Source organism: Aliarcobacter vitoriensis, assembly GCF_003316695.1.
Lineage (GTDB): Bacteria > Campylobacterota > Campylobacteria > Campylobacterales > Arcobacteraceae > Aliarcobacter > Aliarcobacter vitoriensis.
In genome coordinates this window covers 112,417-131,965 of sequence record NZ_PDKB01000007.1, presented here as the reverse complement: position 1 = coordinate 131,965, position 19,549 = coordinate 112,417, and the positions used below count along the sequence as shown (strand labels likewise).

Sequence of the window (19,549 nt, the reverse complement as noted above, 5' to 3'; positions counted from 1 at the left end):
TGCTTTATGTACACTTTGGATCAAGTGTATTAATAATGTTCTTCTTGATGGATTTTGTGTATTCAGTATTGGTTGCAGTAAAAGGAAATTTAAAAGGTTTGATAACAGGTAAATATCCTAGAGAATTTTTACAACAACTTGCCCCTGATGTTTTAGAAGATGTTATTAAAAAAGAGGAAAAAAGAAGATGACGAAAGTTTTTGGAAGTGAAAACTTCCCTTCTTTTCCTATTTGTGAAAAGAGTAATACAAAAAAGATTTTTGTTGATAAATTTTCAAAAGATAGTTTTGAGAGTTTTGAAGATTTTGTTATAAAAGATGAAAAAATAGATTTTTACTTAAATGGTGAAAAACTAATCTCTGTTATGAGTATAAAAGAGCATCAAGATGCTCATATTGTTGGATTTTTACTTAGTGAAGCAGTGATTTCTAATATTGATGATATAAAATCATTAAAAATAAGTGAAGATGGTTTAAATGTTTTTGTTGAAGCTGATATTTCAAAAATAGCTTATGAAAACTTGTTTAAACAAAAAACACTTACTTCTGGATGTTGTGTTGGAGTTACTGGAAATGCTGAAAAAGTTTTTGATTGTTCTTTTATATCAACACAATATACTTTAAAATCAACTTTTATTTTAAAACAAATGAGTGAATTTAACAAATCTTCAAAGCTCTTTGATGACACTGGGTGTGTACATAAAGCAAGAATTGTGTTAGAAGATGGGACATATTTTGAAACAGAAGATATTGGACGACACAATGCTATTGATAAAGTTATAGGACTTGTAACTATGGCTAGAAAAGATTTAAAAAAATCTGTTTTGTATGTAACTGGAAGATTATCAAATGAGATGGTTGTAAAATGTGTAATGCACAAAATACCAATAGTTGTATCAAAAGCAGCTGTTACTTTTGAAGGTATAAAAGCTGCAAGTGAACATGGAGTTACCCTTATAGGTTTTGCAAGAGAGCATAGAATGAATGTTTATACACATAGTGGAAGAGTGAAAGTTGATTAGATTAAATTTTTTGCAATACAATCCAATTAAAATAGAGGATTTTAATTTAAGTCTTGATAGCTTAGTTTCAAATTCAAATTTTGATGATTTATGTTTTGATTTTTTAAACTACTTTGGTTTTAAAAAACTTAAAACTTTTTCTTTTTCAAAAGAGGGTTTTTTAGGTCTTTTTTTAGAATTAAAAGGAAAAATAGCCGTTAGTTTAGGAGAAACACAAGCTTTAATTGATGGTGCGAAACTGTATGAAAGTTTAGGTTTTGAAGTAGAATATTTACCTCTAAATAAAGATGGAAGTATTGATTTAAAACCTTTAGATAAAAAAGAGTTTGATTATGTTTTTATCTCATCTTATGTTATGGATACTTTTTTAAAAACACCTTTAGAAGATGTAAAAAAACTTACAAAAGCAAAAATTATTTCAAATGCAAGTGCAAATTTTAGTAAGTCTAGCGATATCATATATTTTGATAACTATAAATTAAGTGGTTACTCTTTAAATGGAGTAATATGCTTTAATGATGATAGTTTAGAACAATTACATATAGGTTTTACAGATAGTTTAGCTATATATTCTTGTTTTAAGTCATATAAAAATATAAAAAAAGATATTACAATGAAGGATATTTTTATAGAAAAATTAAAGCAAAAGTTTAAAGATGATTTGTACTTTTTTGTGGACAATGAAAAAACTTTAAAAAATAGTTTTCATATTGCTTTAAAAGGTATAAAGGCAAGGGAGATTATAAGAACTTTGGCTTTTGAAAATATCTTTTTATCAAATGGAGAAGGTTGTAGTTTGGGATTATCTAAACCGTCAAGAGTTATACAAGCTATGGGTTATGATGAAACTACAAGTAGAAATGCTTTGAGTTTTAGTTTTAATGAAAATCTAAATTATGAAAAAATAGATTTATTAGTTGATTTGATATATAAAAAATATAAACAAATAAGAAGTTTTGGAGAATAGATAATGAAAGAAAGATTAAATTATTTAGATTTTAAAGAAGCTTGTAAAACAAGTTTAGAACTCGTAAATTCTACAAATAAAACAGAAATTATAGATTTTATTTACTCTTTGGGAAGAGTTGCAAGCAAAGATATCGTTTGTGTTAAAAATCTTCCTTCGTTTAATAATTCTGCTATGGATGGTTTTGCTATAAAATATAGTGATGCTGGAAAAACTTTACGTATAAAAGATACTATTTTTGCAGGAGATAAAAGAGAGTTTGAATCTTTAGAAGAGAATGAATGCTATAAGATAATGACAGGAGCAAAAACTCCAAGTGATATTGATACGATAGTTCCTATTGAATTTTGTGAAAATGTATTAAAAGATTCTGTAACAATACCACAAAATATAAAAAAAGGTGCAAATTTAAGATTAAAAGGTGAAGAGTTAAAGCAAGGTGATATTATTATAAAAAAAGGTGAAAAAATTAACTCTTCACATATTGCACTTTTTTCAAGTCAAGGATTAACACAAATAGATGTTTTTAAAAAAATAAAAATTGCTATTTTATCTACGGGCAATGAATTAAAAGAGCCTTGGGAAAAAGCTGATGATGAAGAGATTTATAATTGCAATGCTTTTGCTATTGATGCACAATTAAAAGAGAAAAATTTTGAAAGTACTTATTGTGGAGTTATTCCTGATAGCTTGGAAAAATCTATTGAATTTATTAAAAATCTAAGAGATTTTGACATCATTGTAACAAGTGGAGGAATATCTATGGGAGATGCTGATTTTGTGGCACAAGCATTTTTAAAATGTGGATTGAAGATTGCGTATCATGGAGTAAATTTAAAACCAGGTCGTGCTATGATGATGGGAACTTTGAATCATAGTTTGGTTATATCTCTACCAGGTAATCCACTAGCTGCTATGATAAACTGTTATTTGTTCGTTATTCCAATATTAAAAAAATTTCAAGGTGAAATAGCTTTTTATCATGATTTTACTTTTGCATTAAATAAAAAAGAGTTCAATGTAAAACAAAATCGTACAGAAGCAGTTTTAGGAAAAATTGTAAATGGTGAATTTATAGTAACAAGAGATAATAAATATGGTTCAGGTATGATAAGTGCAGTTTTTGAAAGTAACTCTTTAGTGGTTTCAAGTGGAAATAGTGAAACTATAAAAGATAATTGTAATATAAAAATATTAGAGTTTAATGGTAAGTATATATCTAAAAAAGTTGATTTTATAAATTAAAAAAATAAGTATGATATTTTAAAACCCAGATTTCTCTGGATTTTAGATTTTTAGTTATAAAAAATATCTTCTGTTTGGCTTTTATACCAAGAGTAAGCATACTGTGCTTCAAGTTCTCTAATAAATCCTTCATCATGATCTGGACTTACTCCTCCTGCTCCTTGAACACTTTCTATATGATCATCGTGTGCATTATAAACAGCTGCAATTGATATACCATAAGTTGGGTTTAACAAGCTATAACAAGTATTAGCAAGCTTTGGAGGATTTATTGGTTCTTGATTCTTCAAAAATCTTGCTATTTGTAAAGCTACAACTTTACCTTGTGTACTTGCACTAAATGCTGATTTTGGCATAGGTTGAGCTATCGAAGCATCTCCTATTACGTGAACATCTTTTACAAGCTTTGATTCAAATGTTTTTGGATAAATTGGAGCCCAATCACCTTTTGCAATAAGACCAGAATCAAATGCTAATTTACTAGCTTTTTGATTTGGAATATAGTTTAAAACATCAGCTTGTATCTCTTCATCTTCTGTTACAACTATCTTCTTAATAGGATCAACACTTACAACTTTTCCTCCAAATTGTGCAGCTCTCCAATCAATTAGGTCACCATAAAGTTCTTTCCAACCATTTGTAAATAAAGCTTGTTTAGAGAATTTATCTTTTTGGTCTAAAACTATTATTTTAGAGTTAGGTTTATTGTGTTTTATATAGTGTGCTACAAGTGAAATTCTTTCATAAGGACCAGGAGGGCATCTAAAAGGATCAGCAGGAGCAACCATTACAAATGTTCCACCATCTTTCATATTTTCAAGTTGTTTTTGAAGTAATATAGTTTGTTCTCCAGCTATTACAGCATGTGGAGAATATTTTTCACCTTCTTTTGTGTAACCTTTTTCATATTTGAAATCAATCCCTGGAGATACAACACATTTTGTGTAAGTTATAATCTGACCATTTTCTAAAATAACACTATTTGTTGCTCCATCAATTTTTTTCACTTCTTGGTACACAACATTTATATTGTGTTTTTTAGATAATGTTTTTAAATCTTGTTTTATAAAGTCCATTTTTTCCATACCTGCAATAACTGCATTGCTAAATGGACAAGTATAGTATTCTTTATTTTTTTCAATTAAAACTATCTCAACTTCAGAGTCAAATTTTCTCAAATATCGAGCAGTTGCAGCTCCACCAAATCCACCACCAACAATAACAACTCTTTTTTTGTTTGCTGGAAATGATACACTACTACTTGATAAACTATTACAAGCAGTCAAAGATAGAGCAGTTGCTCCTAAAAGTAACTTATTAAAATTTCTTCTATTTAACATTTTTTATCCTTTTTGCTTATTTAACTTTTGAAAAGTAGTAAGATAGTTGTTCTAACTCTTCATCTGTGAAACCTTTTGTATGTTTCGTCATCATATATGTATCTGTTCTTTTACCTGTTTTAAAATCAAGTAAAGTTTTGTACAAATAATCTTTGTCTAAACCAGCAATATACGGGAATGTTGAATTTGATTTTCCATCAGTTCCATGGCAGTTTGCACACGATAAAGATAGCATCTTTCCTCTTTGTGGATCATAATCTACCGCAAAAGATAGACTTGATAAGCATAAAAATAAAAACGCAAGTTTTTTCATCTTCTCTCCTAAATTTTAGTAATACAAGGTTAATGATAATGTTTTTTTCTTAATAAAAGATTAAATTCAATACATATCATAATAATAATTTATGAAATATTTATAAATAAATATTATTAATTTATTACAATATTTTATTAAAATAATATTTGTTTAGTTTTTAAGTATTTATTTATAATAAAAAATTAGAATATTTATAATATAAGTTAAAATTATTTATAATATTTATAAAAACTTCTTATATATATTGTAAATACGAACTTTAATTGATAAAATAAATATTTAATTATTTCAAAATTTATGTATATATTTTATATAAATTTTATTTTTTGTAGTTATAATTCTTCCACAAAATAATTTAAGGAGTTTAGTATGAAAATATTAAAAGTGTTAGCAATAAGTAGTTTAGTTTTAGGATTTACAACATCTTCATTATTCGCAGATGTAGATAAAGGGCAAAGAAGTTTTGTGAAATTTTTAAAAGAACCTTGTGGAATGGATGGAACAGATTTTGCAGCTAAACATACGCAAGATGATTGGGAAAATATATCAAAAGAAGGAAAGTTTGCAGAAGAGCTTAATAAACTTTGTCCAACTGCAAAGTCTAGTGATATAAGTGAAAAAGACAAAAAAGACATTATGGATTTTTTAATTCACTATGCAAGTGATTCTGGAAATGCTCCATCTTGCTAAATAACTTTAAATTACGAATTTATCGTTATTTTGATTTAAAATAAACTATATTAAGAGAAAGTTATGAAAAAAAAATTAATAGTATTATCTGTTGTTACAGCACTTGCAACAACTTCTTTGGCTTCTGATATCAATAAAGAGATGTTAGAACAAATAAAGGCTTTAAAATCACAAATTGAAGCCTTAGAAAAAAAAGTAGCTTTGCAAGAAACTAAAGATAAAGAACTTGAAAAAGCAGTTTCAAATATATCCCCAACACAAAATATTCAACAATCAGTTGTTAATATTGATGAAAAAAGAATTGAAAATATAGAGAAAAAGCTCAATTCTGTTCAAAAAACAGCAACAGATGCAAAAATACAAAGTGCAAATGATAATTTGAAATGGGATGTTGATTTTAGAACACAAGTTGATAATATCCAATACAAACATGTTGATGGAAGTCATTCTAAAAATAAATCACTTTTAACGAACAGATTGTGGTTAGGTGCAAAATATAAAGCAGATGATAACTCATCTTTTATTGGAAAATTGTCTTATAATAAAGCTTTTGGAGATTCAGCAGATCATTCTCAATCAAATACAAATCCAGGTTATGCAAATTTTGATTGGGTAACAAATGAAAATGCAAATGATAACTCACTAAAAGTAAAAGAGGCTTATTGGCTCTATCAGGATAAAACGATTTTTGGTGCTGATACTCCTTGGTCTATTTCAATAGGAAGAAGACCATCAACAGATGGTTTACCTATAAATCTTAGAAATGATCAAAAAGAAAATTCTCCACTTTCTCATGTAGTTGATGTTGAATTTGATGGTTTTTCATTTAAAGTTGATACAGAAAATATATTGGGGCTTACTGGTTCTTGGTTGAAAATTTGTGGTGGAAGAGGATTGACAAATGCAACTCCAAGATTTGATATGTTTAAACCAGCATATTCAAAAGATGAAGATAAAAATGTTGATGTTGATATGTTAGGTTTTATAGCTGTTCCTTATGATAATGGGCAATATTCAGTACATCTTAACTATGCTCATACTTGGAATTTAATAGGATTTGATAATCAATCAATGAGTAATTTTAATAATGCTTATGGGCAATATAAAATGAGTCCAGATGCAAATGCAGCATATAATTTACAAATGAATAAACCATCATTTCAAGATGTTGGAGATATGGATTTTGTAACGGCACTATTTATGACAAATGGTATAGGAAATGAAATATCTGATTATTTGGATAATACAACAGCCTTTGCTTCATTTGCTATGAGTAGAACAAATCCAAATTCAAAAGGAATGTTAGGCTCAACTGACTCTGAAACTGGTTACTCTGTATGGTTAGGAGTAAATGCACCTTGTCCTATTACTCCAGATAGTGCCAAAATTGGATTTGAATGGAATAAAGGAAGTAAATATTGGCGTTCTATGACTTATGGTGAAGATACTTATTCTGGAAGTAAAATAGCTGTTCGTGGTAAAGCTTTTGAAATATATAGAACACAAAAAATTACTAAGTCTATAAGTTTTGGATTAAGTTATGTTTATATGGATTATGATTATACAGGTTCTAACTCATTCTTTGGAGCTGATGGAACGCCTGTAAAAATCTCAGAAGCTGAAGGAAGTGCAGTTAAAGAAGCACAAGATATTAGAGCTTATGTTAGATATAGATTTTAAATAAAAAGGTGAAATTCACCTTTTTATATTTTACTTGAAATTTTAAATTAGTAAAAATATAACAATTTGTAATCTTTTTTGAACAATTTAAAATTTTTAAGTAAAATTCTCTTATGTTTATTCACTTAGATTTAGATTGTTTTTTTGTATCTGCTGAAAGAACTTTAGATAAAAGTTTGCATGATATTCCAGTTGCTGTTGGAGGACGAAGCAATACTGATATTTTCTCTTCAAAAAAAAGTAAAAGAACTATTTCTATCAATCGAGCAGCTTTTTCTAGTAAAATATTAAGTAGTGATGAAAAAGTAAATTCAAAAGATTATTTTATAGATGAAAATGGTCGAATAAGAGGTATTATTACAACCTGTTCTTATGAAGCAAGAAAGTTTGGCGTAAAAACTGCTATGAGTGTAAATGAAGCTTTAAAACTTTGCCCACATTTAAAGATGGTAGCACCAAATTATAGTTTATATGATGAATTGTCTCAAAAACTAAAAGCTATTTTAGAAGATGAAATTCCTATAATTGAACAATTTTCAATTGATGAATTTTTTGGAGATTTAAGTGGTTATATAGATGAAAATGAAGTTTTAGATTTTGCATTTAAGCTTAAAAATAGAATTTTATCTGAACTTCAACTACCAGTTTCCATAGGTATTTCAAAAACAAAATATTTATCAAAATTATTTACAGAATTTGCCAAACCAAATGGTATAAAATATATAAAAAGTGAAGATATACAAGCTTTTACAAAAGATATTCCAATAGAGAAATTTACAGGAATTGGAAAAGCCTTTTGTGATAGATTAAAGGGTTACAATATCAATACTTTAGGAGATATAAGAAAGAATCAAAAACTTTTTTACTCTTGGGGAAAAATAGGAGAGGATACATATAATCGTGTTTGTGGGATAAGAGATAATAAACTAACAATTCAAAGAGAGAGAAAAAGTCTTGGAATAGGGCGAAGTTTTGATGTGATTTTTGATAGAAATGAGTTAAGAAGGCGAGTTATGATTTTATCTCGATATCTTAGTTTTATTGTCAAAAAAGAGCAAGTAAATCCACTTTCTTATTCAATTTTAATTAGATATGAATTTGGCGTAAAATCTAAAAATTCTATAAATGTTTCGAAACTTTTCAATGAAATAGATTTTAAAAATTGTATGATAAAACTTTTTGAAGATACAGATTTACATAGAACACACGGTATTTTGCAATTATATATTACAGTTTTTAATTTTTCCAAAACCAATGGCTTTACTTCAAACCTTTTTGATTATGAAGATGAAATAAAAAAAATTGGTTTAACAGATAAAATACAGGTATTAAGAGAAAAATATGGAGTAGATATTGTAAAAAATGCTTTTGAAATATAACTATTTAAAACTAATTTTTGCTTTGTATATTTTCAATTATTGAAAATATACAAAGTTTATATTACTTAAAATTCAAAACTCCAATCTCCTTGATTTGTTAAAATATCAACTTTTTTAACCCTGCAACCTAAAAAAGTTATTGTCATAAATTGGTAAGAATTTAAAATTGCAGGTAATTTATTAACTTTAGAATCTGAAAAATTAATATATCCCTTGTGGTCACAACCTTCACTTTTATCATTAACTACTATATCTTTTATTTCAAGATTATCTTTTAGTACAGTAACTATAAGCCTATGGTGTATGTATTGAGGATAGTTTGTATTTCTAAAAGGTTGAAGTTCTACTTGAACTTGTGGTTCACTATCACAAGCACTAAATAATAGTGCTATTAAAGTAATAGTTATAAGTGATTTTAGAATATTAATCATTTTGTTTGTTCTCATATAATATGTTGTAAAGATTATTTGTTATTCTTAAACTAACTAATAATATTGAAGATATTAAAATAATCTCAAAAATAAAAGCAACTTTTAACTCTTCATCTACAATAATTTCTTCAGAAAAGAATATACCAACCAAAGCAAGGACTAGCCAAATAAATGATAGAACACTAAAAACCAATACAGTAGTTTTTGTCTGTTTTGCAACTTTCTTGTACTCTTCTTGATTATTGTTTTTTGTAACTTCATTATAAATTAACCACATTTTATATAAATGAGCAATAGTAATTCCTGTAAATATATATAAAAGCATAGTTCCAATACTTACACCTTGGAATAAAAAATATACTAAAGGAATTATCATAATAATAACTCCTGATTCTAACATTGATTTAAAAGAAAAATCTTTAATTTTATTCATAACTCATTTCCTTTTATTATTAAATTTGTCTACTTGATATTTGTTGTGCTTTCTCATTATACGTGTAAACATAAGAGCCCTTTTTTACATTAACTGTACTGCTCGTATATCCCATTAATTTATCACTATTTGGATTAATCCAAATGCTACCTATTTGTTGATTTCTCTCATCATAAATATAAACATAATTACCTTTTTCCATTACATTCCCTATTGCCATAAAAGCTTCTTTAAATTTGTTTCGAGTAACTATAGTTACTTGTGACAAGATTTTATTGTTTCTATACTTATAAAATAATTAACTATAGGTAAGTGAATGAAAGATTGTAGTATTTCAAATGAACAAATGGAAGAAGTTTATAAAACAATAGGGCAAAATGTAAAAAGAGTAAGAACATCAAAAAATATTTCTCAACTTGCATTATCTTTAGCCATTGGTCATAAGTCAGTAGGAACAATAGCTGTAGCAGAGATTTATCACAAGAATAAACATTTTAATATTGAACATTTAGTAAAAATAGCAAATGTTTTAGAAGTTGATATTTGTGAATTTTTTAAAGATATTAAGTAGTTCTTTATATTTTGTATAAGCTTATTCAAAGTATTATCCAACTAAAATTTTATCAAACAATCGTTTGGATAAAATATGGCAATTAAAAAAACATCAAAAGAAGAGATTTTACAAGAGTCTATAAAACTTTTTAAAACAAAAGGTTATTACAACTGTTCTATGGCAAATATTGCTGATGCTTGTGGGCTTATAAAAGGTAGTATTTATCACTATTTCAAAAGTAAAGATGAAATAGGAATAGAGTCTTTAAGATATATTCATAATTATTTTGTAGATAATATTTTTAGTATTGCTTACCGAACAAACTTAAGTGATTTAGAAAAAATGAAACTTTTTGTAAAAAAAACAGATGAGTATTTTTTAAATAGCAAAGGTGGTTGTTTATTAGGGAATTTAGCTTTGGAAGTTAGTAGTGAGAATTTAGAATTCAAAGAAGTTATAAAAGAGTATTTTAGTGCGTGGGAAGATGCTTTAATAAAAATCTTTGAAAACAAATATGGGAGAAATGAAGCAAAAAATATAGCAATAGAGTATGTTTCATTAACTCAAGGTGCTATTATGATGATGAATTTATATGAAACTCCTGAAAGTTATTTAAAAGTTGGTGAAAAATTGATTAGTTTAATCTAATCTTTTTTTTTGTTTTATTATTCAAACAATCGTTTGGTTTATAAAGGAAATTAATGAATAATTATCTTAAAAAATTTATTGGGCAAAAAGAAAAAATAGCTGATAGATCAACTTTCAAAGAGATAGTTTTTGCTTTTATTGGAAGTTTTATAGCAATAGCAACTATTGGATATTTTACAAAAACTTATGACAATCTCTTAGTTATGGGTTCATTTGGTGCTAGTTGTGTTTTACTATTTGGTTTTCCTAAAGTTGCATTTTCTCAACCAAGAAATGTTATTCTTGGGCATTTTATATCTTCTTTCATAGGACTGTTTTTTTTACATTTTGTAGGAAATGATTATATAAGTATGGCTTTAGCTTTAGCAACTGCAATAGCTTTGATGATGGCTACAAAAACAGTTCATCCACCAGCAGGTTCAAATCCATTAATAATATTTTTATTGGGTGCTAATTGGGATTATTTGGTATTTCCAACTTTGGTTGGTGCCGTTATTTTGGTAATCGTAAGTTTGTTTTATAATAATTTGCACAAAAATAGAGTTTATCCACAGTATTGGTTCTAAATAAAAAAGGTTTTATGACCTTTTTTATTCAGTTGTTAGATTTTTATAAAACTCTCTATATTTAGTATCTTTTTCATCTCTTGCTTTCATAGCAGCTCTTGGGTGTTCGTTTAATTGTCCTGTTATCATATAAGGAATACTATATCCCCAATCAAGTTCTTTTTCAAGTGGAACTATATATTCCTCGATGAACTTTAAAATAGGCATTAGTTTATATTTTGGGTTTTTTAAAAATCCAATTAAAAGTTCAAGTGGACAATTTCCAGCACCCCTTCCTAGTCCTGAGATAGTAACATCAAGGAAACTTGCTCCATAAATCATAGCTTCTAAAGTATTTGCATAAGCTAATTGAAGATTATTGTGTGCATGAATACCTATTTGTTTACCAGTTTTTTGGGCAAAACTTAGATATTTTTCTGTTAATTTTTTGATTTGTTCAGGATAAAAAGAGCCAAAACTATCAGCTATATAAATAACATCAACATTTGTTTTAGATAGTTGCTCTAAAACAACATCAAGTTCATCATCAAAAGATTTTGAAATAGCCATGATATTTACTGTTGTTTCATAACCTTTTGAGTGAGCATCTTCTATTAGTTCAATGGCTGCTGGAATTTGGTGAATATAAGTTGCTATTCTTATCATATCAACAACACTTTCACTTTTTGGTCTAAGTTCTTCTTTTAAACTTCTTCCAATATCACTCATAACAGCGATTTTCATATTTGTTTTATTTTCACCAACTATTCTTCTTATATCTTCTTCTTTACAGAAATTCCAAGCTCCATATTCAGCTTCACTCATAATAGTCGGAGATACATTTTTCCCAATTTCCATATAATCAACACCAGCTGCAAGACAAGCTTCATAATGAGCTTTTACAAACTCATCGCTAAAATGGTAGTTGTTCACCAATCCACCATCTCTGATTGTACAATCAAAAACTTTTATATCTTCTCTAACTGATAGTATTGAACCTTTTTTTTCAACCATTCATTGTCCCTTGAATTTTAATATATAAGATATTATCAAAAAGCCACTTAATAAGATTTAAGTGATAAAACTTCTTCTATTTTTTCATAATTATATGTAGCAAAAGCTTCATTTTTCTCTTTTATAGCATTTACAGCCATTCTATCAGCTAGTTCATTTCCTTCTACTCCACTATGTCCTTTTACATGAATTATCTCTATTTTATTTTTTATTTTTTCATATAAATAGTGTGCTTCTTGGATAAGTTCAAGATTTTTTATCTCACCACCTTTTTTACTCCAAGCATTTTTCTTCCAAGAGTAAGCCCAAGTTGTAATACAATCTATTGCATATTTTGAGTCTGCAAAAATAGAGATTTTATTTTCACTTTTTGTTTGCGAAGCGATAATCAAAGCTTTAAGTAAAGCATTTAATTCAGCTATATTATTTGTACCATTTTCTATAAAAGCACCATAAAGTAAAACTGGATTTTTATTATTTGAGTAAATTGCAAGTCCACTTCCAGCATTTCCAGGGTTTCCACTACAAGCACCATCACAATAGATTTTTATATGTTCTTTTTCATCTTCTATATTTTGATTTTCTTCTTTGATTGTTGGAGTATAAACTTTTGCGTTTATATTGTTGTGTTCTAAAACTGTATGATAATTTTTTATGATTTGTTCTTGAATATTTTTAGTAAAATCACCTTTTAAAAGCATAAGTAAATTTATATCATTTTTTGATATATCTTTTTGTAGTGCCAACTCTTGCCAATTAGGATTATCGTTTGATACTCCTAAAATATTAAATTGTGATTCATTTAAAATATTATTATGAGTAATTAGTTCTAAAAAGTTTTTATCTATATTCATCTTTTGATTATTTTACTTCATCTATGATTGCTAAAAGTTGTTCTTGAACTTCTATTGCGATATCTGTTAAATCTGGATTTATATCATCTACTAATTGAGCTAAAGAGTTTAATACAATATGAGTTTGTTTATCTTTTGTATAAACTGCAATTTTACACGGTAAAATACAAGATAAAGATATATCTTCATTTAAAAAAGTTTCTGCAAAGTTTGGATTACAAATATCTACTATTTGGCACTCCTCATCAAGATTTTTTCCTTTATTTTGTAAAGTTTCTTGTAAGTTGTAAATATGTTGAACTCCAAAACTATATTTTGAAGCTATCTCTTTTATAGCATCTACTATTTCTTGAACACTTTTATTTGATGTTTCTATATATTGCATAAAAATCCTTTTTATTTTTGGTGATTATATCTTTATGTAGCTTTAATAAATTTTTATATATGATTATCTGTTCATATATTCATATAATAATTTATTGGTGGAGTAATAGAAATGAAAGATAGATGTTGTGATTATTCAAAAGAGTTTGATAGAGCAAAGGAAAATTTAGTTGAGGAAGAGATACTTTATGATGTAGCAGAACTTTTTAAAGCCTTTGCTGATACAACTAGAATAAAAATAATTTCTGTTTTACAAGAAGAAGAACTTTGTGTTGGAGCAATAAGTGAACTTTTAAATATGAGCCAGTCAGCTATTTCTCATCAATTAAAAGCTTTAAAAAATGCAAAAATTATAAAATCAAAAAAAGTGGGGAAGTGGGTTTATTATTCACTCAACGATGAACATATCAAAAAGATTTATGATATGGGACTTGAACACATTACAAAAGGTTAAAAATGAAAAAAGTTAAATTAAAAAATTTGGATTGTGCCTCTTGTGCTTTAAAAATAGAAAAAGCTTTAAATAATATGGAAGAACTTTCAAATGTCAAACTCAATTTTTCAACATCAACATTGACTTTTGAACAAAATAGCAAAGATGATTTAAGAGAAAAAATAGAAAAAGAGATACAAAAAATAGAAAAAGAAGTTATTATTGTAGAAGATGATAAAAACACACAAAGAACTTTTTGGCAACTTCTGGATAAAAAACTTCTTTTACTAACTATAATATCAATTGTTTTAACATTCATATCATATAACTATTTATCAAATGATTACAAAATTGTAGGATATTTGATAGCCTATATTTTGGTTGCTTATGATGTTTTATACAAAGCTTTGCAAAACTTCAAAACTGGGAAAATCTTTGATGAGAATTTTTTAATGTCCATAGCCACTATTGGAGCATTTTTATTGGGCGATTTTGTAGAAGGAATCTCTGTTATGATTTTTTATAAAGTAGGAGAGATGTTCCAAGGAGTTGCAGTTAATAATTCAAGAGATAGTATTAACTCTTTATTGGATATAAAACCAGAATTTGCAAATGTACAAGAAGATGACAAAATAGTTCAAAAATCTCCTGAAGATGTAAAAATAGGAGATACGATATTGGTAAAAGTTGGAGAAAAAGTACCTGTTGATGGAATTTTAATTGACAATAGTTCTTTTGATACAAGTGCAATTACAGGAGAGTTTAAACCAAAAACTTTAAAAGCAAATGAAAATGTTTTAAGTGGTTTTATCAATATCTCAAATGCTTCATATATTAAAGTAACTTCTTTGTATAAAGATTCAACAATTGCAAAGATTATCGAATTAATAGAAAATGCAAGTTCAAAAAAGGCAAATGCAGAAAAACTTATATCAAAAATTGCTGGAGTTTACACTCCAATAGTTGTACTTCTTGCAGTACTTTTGGCATTTTTACCTTCACTTTTTATAGAAAATGCAAATTTTTCAGATTGGATTGAAAGAGCATTGGTATTTTTGGTTATATCTTGCCCTTGTGCTTTAGTTGTATCTGTTCCATTGTCATTTTTTAGTGCTATTGGTGCTATTTCTAAAAAAGGTGTTTTAGTAAAAGGTGCAAACTATGTAGAAAAATTGACTGAGATTGAAAATATAGTTTTTGATAAAACTGGAACTTTGACAAAAGGTGTTTTTGAAGTTACAAAAATAAAATCTTTTGGAATAAGCGAAGATGAACTACTTAAAAATTGTGCTTTAGTTGAGAGTTTTTCTACTCATCCAATAGGAAAATCAATAGTAAAAGCTTACAATAAAGAGTTAAATCTAAAAGAAGTTAGTTTCAATGAAGAAATAAGTGGTTTAGGAATGAAAGCAAAAGTTTTAAATAGCGATATTTTGGTTGGTAATGAAAGATTACTTGAAAAATTTGGTGTAAAATTAGAAAAAATTGAAGATAGTTTAAATGTTGTTTATGTTGCAATAAATTCCAAATTTGTTGGATATATAGTCGTAAGTGATATAGTAAAATCTGAAGCAAAAAGTTTTATAGAAGAGTTAAAGAAATTAAATATTTTAAAAACTTTTATGCTAACAGGTGATAAAAAAGAAGTTGCTTTAGAAGTTGCAAAAGATTTGGGAATTGATGAGGTAAAATATGAACTTTTACCACAAGATAAGCTAAAGATTTATGAAGAAATTAAGTTTAAAACTGCTAAAACCACAGCTTTTGTTGGTGATGGAATAAATGATGCTCCAACTTTAGCAAATTCGGATATAGGTTTTGCTATGGGTGGTGTTGGAAGTGATTTAGCTATAAAATCAGCTGATATAATAGTTTTAAATGATAACTTAAATGCGATTAGTGATGCTATAAAAATAGCTAAAAAAACAAAAACTATTGTGTATCAAAATATCATATTTGTTATGAGTATAAAGATAGCATTTCTAATCTTAGGAGCAGATGCAATAATTGGTATGAAAGAGGCAATTTTTGCTGATGTAGGTGTTGCACTTCTAGCAATATTTAATTCTATGAGAATTTTAAAAAATAGTGATAAAAAGGATATAAAATGCAATTTGTAAAATTAGTTATAGTTTTTGCTATTTTATCTATCAATATAAAAGCCCAAAAAGCCAAAGTGGGATTTTGTTTTTTTCCATAGTATAGTCGGTATCTATAACTAGATAACTGTTTGAAGTATCTTTGATTTGAGTAAATTTTTTATTTTTTCCACCAATTTCAAAGATATATCCATCTATGCTAAAATCTCCAATATCACTATAATAAATCGTATCAAAACAACTTGCAAAAAAAGTCTCTCTTACAGTTCCAATATCAATTTCAACACCAAATTCATCAGCAAAGGTATAAAGTAAATTTGTGTTTCCAAAGAGTAGTTTTTCTGGTTTTTTAGATATATTATTTGACTGTTTTTTGATAGGTTTTATAAGTTTTGAATTTTGTAAAATCTCCAAATATGTTGCAAGTGTAGGATGAGAAACTCCAAATTCTCTACAAAGTTCAGCAATATTTACTTTAAAAGGTACTTTTGCATAAATTAGTTTGGCTATAAATTTTTTAAAGATACTTAAGTGAGTATATTCTATCTTATTTAAAGAAGGAATATCTTCATTGATGATTTTTTCACAAGCATTAAAAAGTTTATTTTTATATTCCTCTTCATCTTCTATAAAAAATGGATAAAAACCAATTTGTAGGTATTTCAAAAAACTTTTATATAAAGTTGGATTTTCTAGGGCTAATGTGCTACTTAATTCATTATGATTGTTTAAAATATCTTCAAAAGATAGTTGAGGAATATTGATATTTTCGCTTAGATTTAAAAATTCCCTAAAACTTAGAGGTTTTACATAACTTATCACACATCTTCTACTTAAATCAAATTTTTCATTTAAGATATTTAGCATTGAAGAGCCACTAAATCGGATGATAAGTTCAGGAAAACTATCATATATAGTTTTTATCTCATTTGCCCAATTTTGGTATTTATGTATTTCATCGATTACGATGATTTTTCCGCCAATCTTTACAAATTCATCAGCTATATCATAAATAGAACTATTGATAATATAAACATCATCTGCACTAAAATATAGATATTCAAAAGGTTTAAAGTTTTGTTTTAAATATTGAAGTAAAAGAGTAGTTTTCCCTACTCCTCTTTGTCCAATAAGTCCTACAAGTCTATTTTTTGAAGTAAGTTTTAAAAGATATTGTTCTCTTATAAAGTCTAAATTTACAGCAGTAATATTTCGGATTTGTTTATTTTGAATATATCTAATCATAAAATACCTTTAAATGTTTTTTATATATTAACATAAAAGTTTAAAATAGACTTTAAAGTTTTATATATAATATTTAAAATAAGTTTTAAGAATTATTTGATTTATATTAATTGAATAATATTTTGTTAGAATTCCAAAAATAGTGATAAAAAGGATATAAAATGCAATTTGTAAAATTAGTTATAGTTTTATTATTTTCAGTAAATTTACTGGCAAATGATATAGAACTTGAAAAAATATTTAAAAAATATGGTGTTGATGGAACAATAATAATAGAGTCGTTAAACACAAAGAAAATAGATATTTACAATGATAAACGAGCAAATACAGAGTTTTCACCTGCTTCAACTTTCAAAATTCCAAATACATTGGTAGCTTTAAATGAAGGTGTTGTAAATAAAGATTCTTTGATTATTTGGGATAAAAAAATAAGAGAATTTGACTCTTGGAATAAAAACCAAACTTTGCAATCAGCTTTTAAAAGTTCTTGTGTTTGGTGCTATAAAGAGTTTGCTTCAAAAATAGGAGTTGAAAAGTATAAGTATTATTTAAAAGAACTTGATTATGGAAATAGAATAATAGGTGATGATGTAGCTGATTTTTGGTTAGATGAGAGTTTAAAAATAACAGCTTTTGGGCAAATAGATTTTTTAAAGAAGTTTTATAAAAATGATTTACCATTTAAAAAAGATGATATAAATATTGCAAAAGAGATAATGCTTGATGAGAGTAATTTGAATTATAAAATATTTGCAAAAACTGGTTGGGAAGGAAAATATGGTTGGTATGTTGGCTATGTTGAAACAAAAACTGATATTTGGTTTTTTGCTTTAAATATCGACACAAAAACAAAAGAAGATTTAGCAAAAAGAAAAGCTATAACTTTGGAAGCTTTAAAAATAAAAGGGATTATAGATTGAACTATGAAATAAAAAATAGTTTTATAAAAGCACAAATCAAATCTTTTGGAGCAGAATTAAATAGTTTAAAAAAGTGTGATGAAAACTTTGAGTATATTTGGCAAGCGAACAGTAAATATTGGGCTAGGCACTCGCCTATACTTTTTCCAATAGTTGGAAGACTAAAAGAGGATAGTTATTTTTATAAAAATAAAAAATTCACTCTTTCTCAACATGGAATTGCCAGAGATAAAGAGTTTGAAGTTATACAAAATGAAGGTGATTTTATAGAGTTTAAACTGAAAAATGATGAAAAAAGTTTGGAGATTTATCCTTTCTTTTTTGAGTTAAATATTAGTTATAAACTAGATAAAAATAGTTTGATTATCTCATATAAAGTGAAAAATAAAAGCGATGATAGGATGTACTTTTCAATAGGTGCTCATCCTGCTTTTAATACTCAAATTGGTCATTTTTTGGAGTTTGAAAATATAAAAAGTACAAAAAGGTACTTTTTAGATGAGAAAGGTTTGATTTATAAAAATCAAGATTTGAACCTTGAAAATAGTAAGTTGTATTTGGATAAAGATTTATTTAAAGATGATGCTTTAGTTTTTAATGATTTTGGTATCAATCAAGTTACTTTAAAAAATGCAGAAAATAAAAGTATGGTAAAAGTAAAATTTGATAGCTTTCCTTATTTAGGTGTTTGGTCAAAACCAAATGATGCTCCTTTTGTTTGTATAGAACCTTGGTTTGGAATAGCTGATGAAAAAAATACAAATCAAAAAATAGAAGATAAAAAAGGAATTTTATCTTTACAAAAAGATGAAGAATTTTATTGTTCTTATAGTATAGAAATTTAAAGTTTTGCTATCAAATATAAATTGTAATATTTAATACTTTCATTAAATATAGTCTCATTTTTGTTACAAAAAGTAACTCCAACTAACAAATTTGAAAATTCTTTCTGTAAATTTGTCCATTTTTTTCATTTAAATCGTCTTACTATATAGAGAAACAAATTCTCAAAATTAATACAAAGGATTTAAGATGAAAAGAAGAGTTTTCATTTCAGTTTTAACATCAATGATGTTAAGTGGAACAATGTTAAATGCAAAAGAGATAAGTTTGCAAGAAGCAGTAGAGAATATAGTAAAGAAATATAATGTAACATATATTTCAAAATCAAAAGATTTGAAGAATAAAATAGTAGATTCAGAAAAGTTAAGTTTCGGGGGGGGGTACGGTATTAGATAGTTTAAATAGTGTACTAAATCCAAATGAATTAAAAGCTATTCAAGAAGATGGTGTAATATATATAATAGAAAAACCAAAATATCAAAACTTTGGTAATACTACTGTTTTAGATG

The 19,549-nt window shown here is 26.6% G+C and carries 23 protein-coding genes and 1 pseudogene; 15 read left to right on the top strand and 9 right to left on the bottom strand.

Translation table 11 applies throughout. From position 1 onward, the window contains the following. From CRU91_RS05545 to CRU91_RS05530, 4 genes and pseudogenes are all read left to right on the top strand, one after another. Positions 1 to 191, top strand: a pseudogene (locus CRU91_RS05545) (cytochrome b/b6 domain-containing protein); the annotation flags it as partial. Beyond that, positions 188 to 1,021 (top strand): formate dehydrogenase accessory sulfurtransferase FdhD, encoded by an 834-nt coding sequence (gene fdhD / locus CRU91_RS05540; protein WP_113894215.1) that lies wholly within the window; start codon positions 188 to 190, stop codon positions 1,019 to 1,021. The pseudogene CRU91_RS05545 and the gene fdhD, both read left to right, overlap by 4 nt. After that, positions 1,014 to 1,988, top strand: a complete 975-nt coding sequence (locus CRU91_RS05535; RefSeq protein ID WP_113894214.1) for a cysteine desulfurase — start codon at positions 1,014 to 1,016, stop codon at positions 1,986 to 1,988. Before fdhD ends, CRU91_RS05535 begins: the two co-directional genes overlap by 8 nt. Before the next feature lie 3 nt (positions 1,989 to 1,991). Further along, positions 1,992 to 3,233, top strand: a complete 1,242-nt coding sequence (locus CRU91_RS05530; protein WP_113894213.1) for a molybdopterin molybdotransferase MoeA — start codon at positions 1,992 to 1,994, stop codon at positions 3,231 to 3,233. Between the two features lie 50 nt (positions 3,234 to 3,283). Here the strand turns inward: CRU91_RS05530 and CRU91_RS05525 are convergent, their stop codons facing one another. Both CRU91_RS05525 and CRU91_RS05520 read right to left on the bottom strand, forming a co-directional pair. Then, positions 3,284 to 4,573, bottom strand: a complete 1,290-nt coding sequence (locus CRU91_RS05525; RefSeq protein WP_113894212.1) for an NAD(P)/FAD-dependent oxidoreductase — start codon at positions 4,571 to 4,573, stop codon at positions 3,284 to 3,286. Positions 4,574 to 4,589: 16 nt separating this feature from the next. After that, on the bottom strand, positions 4,590 to 4,886 hold the full coding sequence (locus CRU91_RS05520; protein ID WP_113894211.1) for a c-type cytochrome: 297 nt from the start codon (positions 4,884 to 4,886) through the stop codon (positions 4,590 to 4,592). Between the two features lie 372 nt (positions 4,887 to 5,258). Here CRU91_RS05520 and CRU91_RS05515 point away from each other — a divergent pair, with 372 nt between their 5' ends. From CRU91_RS05515 to CRU91_RS05505, 3 genes are all read left to right on the top strand, one after another. Beyond that, complete coding sequence (locus CRU91_RS05515; RefSeq protein WP_113894210.1) at positions 5,259 to 5,579, top strand: cytochrome C; 321 nt, start codon at positions 5,259 to 5,261, stop codon at positions 5,577 to 5,579. Between the two features lie 63 nt (positions 5,580 to 5,642). After that, positions 5,643 to 7,259 (top strand): DUF3373 family protein, encoded by a 1,617-nt coding sequence (locus tag CRU91_RS05510; protein WP_113894209.1) that lies wholly within the window; start codon positions 5,643 to 5,645, stop codon positions 7,257 to 7,259. A gap of 113 nt (positions 7,260 to 7,372) precedes the next feature. Next, complete coding sequence (locus CRU91_RS05505; RefSeq protein WP_113894208.1) at positions 7,373 to 8,638, top strand: Y-family DNA polymerase; 1,266 nt, start codon at positions 7,373 to 7,375, stop codon at positions 8,636 to 8,638. Between the two features lie 65 nt (positions 8,639 to 8,703). On the opposite strand, the gene CRU91_RS05500 is transcribed toward CRU91_RS05505, so the two are convergent. The 3 genes from CRU91_RS05500 to CRU91_RS05490 are packed head-to-tail and all read right to left on the bottom strand — an operon-like array spanning position 8,704 to position 9,722. Continuing rightward, the gene (locus CRU91_RS05500; protein WP_146951595.1) at positions 8,704 to 9,069 is read right to left on the bottom strand and encodes a hypothetical protein; all 366 of its coding nucleotides are present in this window, start codon (positions 9,067 to 9,069) and stop codon (positions 8,704 to 8,706) included. After that, positions 9,062 to 9,502, bottom strand: a complete 441-nt coding sequence (locus CRU91_RS05495) for a hypothetical protein (protein WP_113894206.1) — start codon at positions 9,500 to 9,502, stop codon at positions 9,062 to 9,064. Before CRU91_RS05495 ends, CRU91_RS05500 begins: the two co-directional genes overlap by 8 nt. Before the next feature lie 19 nt (positions 9,503 to 9,521). Beyond that, positions 9,522 to 9,722, bottom strand: a complete 201-nt coding sequence (locus CRU91_RS05490) for a hypothetical protein (RefSeq protein WP_113894205.1) — start codon at positions 9,720 to 9,722, stop codon at positions 9,522 to 9,524. Positions 9,723 to 9,818: 96 nt separating this feature from the next. Here CRU91_RS05490 and CRU91_RS05485 point away from each other — a divergent pair, with 96 nt between their 5' ends. The 3 genes from CRU91_RS05485 to CRU91_RS05475 all read left to right on the top strand — a co-directional run bounded on the left by CRU91_RS05485 (position 9,819) and on the right by CRU91_RS05475 (position 11,269). Then, positions 9,819 to 10,073, top strand: a complete 255-nt coding sequence (locus CRU91_RS05485; protein ID WP_113894204.1) for a helix-turn-helix domain-containing protein — start codon at positions 9,819 to 9,821, stop codon at positions 10,071 to 10,073. Positions 10,074 to 10,148: 75 nt separating this feature from the next. Continuing rightward, complete coding sequence (locus CRU91_RS05480; protein ID WP_113894203.1) at positions 10,149 to 10,703, top strand: TetR/AcrR family transcriptional regulator; 555 nt, start codon at positions 10,149 to 10,151, stop codon at positions 10,701 to 10,703. A 53-nt stretch (positions 10,704 to 10,756) separates the two neighbouring features. After that, positions 10,757 to 11,269 (top strand): HPP family protein, encoded by a 513-nt coding sequence (locus tag CRU91_RS05475; RefSeq protein ID WP_113894202.1) that lies wholly within the window; start codon positions 10,757 to 10,759, stop codon positions 11,267 to 11,269. Between the two features lie 24 nt (positions 11,270 to 11,293). Here the strand turns inward: CRU91_RS05475 and CRU91_RS05470 are convergent, their stop codons facing one another. From CRU91_RS05470 to CRU91_RS05460, 3 genes are read right to left on the bottom strand one after another with little or no spacing between them, the layout of a single operon-like run. After that, positions 11,294 to 12,262, bottom strand: a complete 969-nt coding sequence (locus CRU91_RS05470) for an aldolase catalytic domain-containing protein (protein WP_113894201.1) — start codon at positions 12,260 to 12,262, stop codon at positions 11,294 to 11,296. Between the two features lie 47 nt (positions 12,263 to 12,309). Beyond that, entirely contained in the window at positions 12,310 to 13,116 is an 807-nt protein-coding gene (locus CRU91_RS05465) for a ribonuclease HI (protein WP_113894200.1), read from the bottom strand. 7 nt (positions 13,117 to 13,123) lie between these two features. After that, positions 13,124 to 13,501 carry a DUF302 domain-containing protein gene (locus tag CRU91_RS05460; RefSeq protein WP_113894198.1) on the bottom strand — a complete coding sequence of 126 codons (378 nt, stop codon included), beginning with the start codon at positions 13,499 to 13,501 and terminating at the stop codon, positions 13,124 to 13,126. 111 nt (positions 13,502 to 13,612) lie between these two features. Between CRU91_RS05460 and CRU91_RS05455 the strand changes: the two genes are divergently transcribed. Next, positions 13,613 to 13,954, top strand: a complete 342-nt coding sequence (locus tag CRU91_RS05455; protein WP_113894197.1) for an ArsR/SmtB family transcription factor — start codon at positions 13,613 to 13,615, stop codon at positions 13,952 to 13,954. Positions 13,955 to 13,956: 2 nt separating this feature from the next. Further along, a complete protein-coding gene (locus tag CRU91_RS05450; protein ID WP_113894194.1) occupies positions 13,957 to 16,053 on the top strand; it encodes a heavy metal translocating P-type ATPase in 2,097 nt (698 codons plus the stop codon). Positions 16,054 to 16,083: 30 nt separating this feature from the next. On the opposite strand, the gene CRU91_RS05445 is transcribed toward CRU91_RS05450, so the two are convergent. Further along, entirely contained in the window at positions 16,084 to 17,277 is a 1,194-nt protein-coding gene (locus CRU91_RS05445; RefSeq protein ID WP_113894192.1) for an ATP-binding protein, read from the bottom strand. Between the two features lie 161 nt (positions 17,278 to 17,438). Between CRU91_RS05445 and blaOXA the strand changes: the two genes are divergently transcribed. From blaOXA to CRU91_RS05430, 3 genes are all read left to right on the top strand, one after another. Continuing rightward, complete coding sequence (gene blaOXA, locus CRU91_RS05440; RefSeq protein WP_113894190.1) at positions 17,439 to 18,197, top strand: class D beta-lactamase; 759 nt, start codon at positions 17,439 to 17,441, stop codon at positions 18,195 to 18,197. Beyond that, positions 18,194 to 19,042 carry an aldose 1-epimerase family protein gene (locus tag CRU91_RS05435; RefSeq protein WP_113894188.1) on the top strand — a complete coding sequence of 283 codons (849 nt, stop codon included), beginning with the start codon at positions 18,194 to 18,196 and terminating at the stop codon, positions 19,040 to 19,042. Before blaOXA ends, CRU91_RS05435 begins: the two co-directional genes overlap by 4 nt. Before the next feature lie 187 nt (positions 19,043 to 19,229). Then, the gene (locus CRU91_RS05430) at positions 19,230 to 19,436 is read left to right on the top strand and encodes a hypothetical protein (RefSeq protein WP_113894186.1); all 207 of its coding nucleotides are present in this window, start codon (positions 19,230 to 19,232) and stop codon (positions 19,434 to 19,436) included. The last annotated feature ends 113 nt before the right edge of the window (positions 19,437 to 19,549 follow it).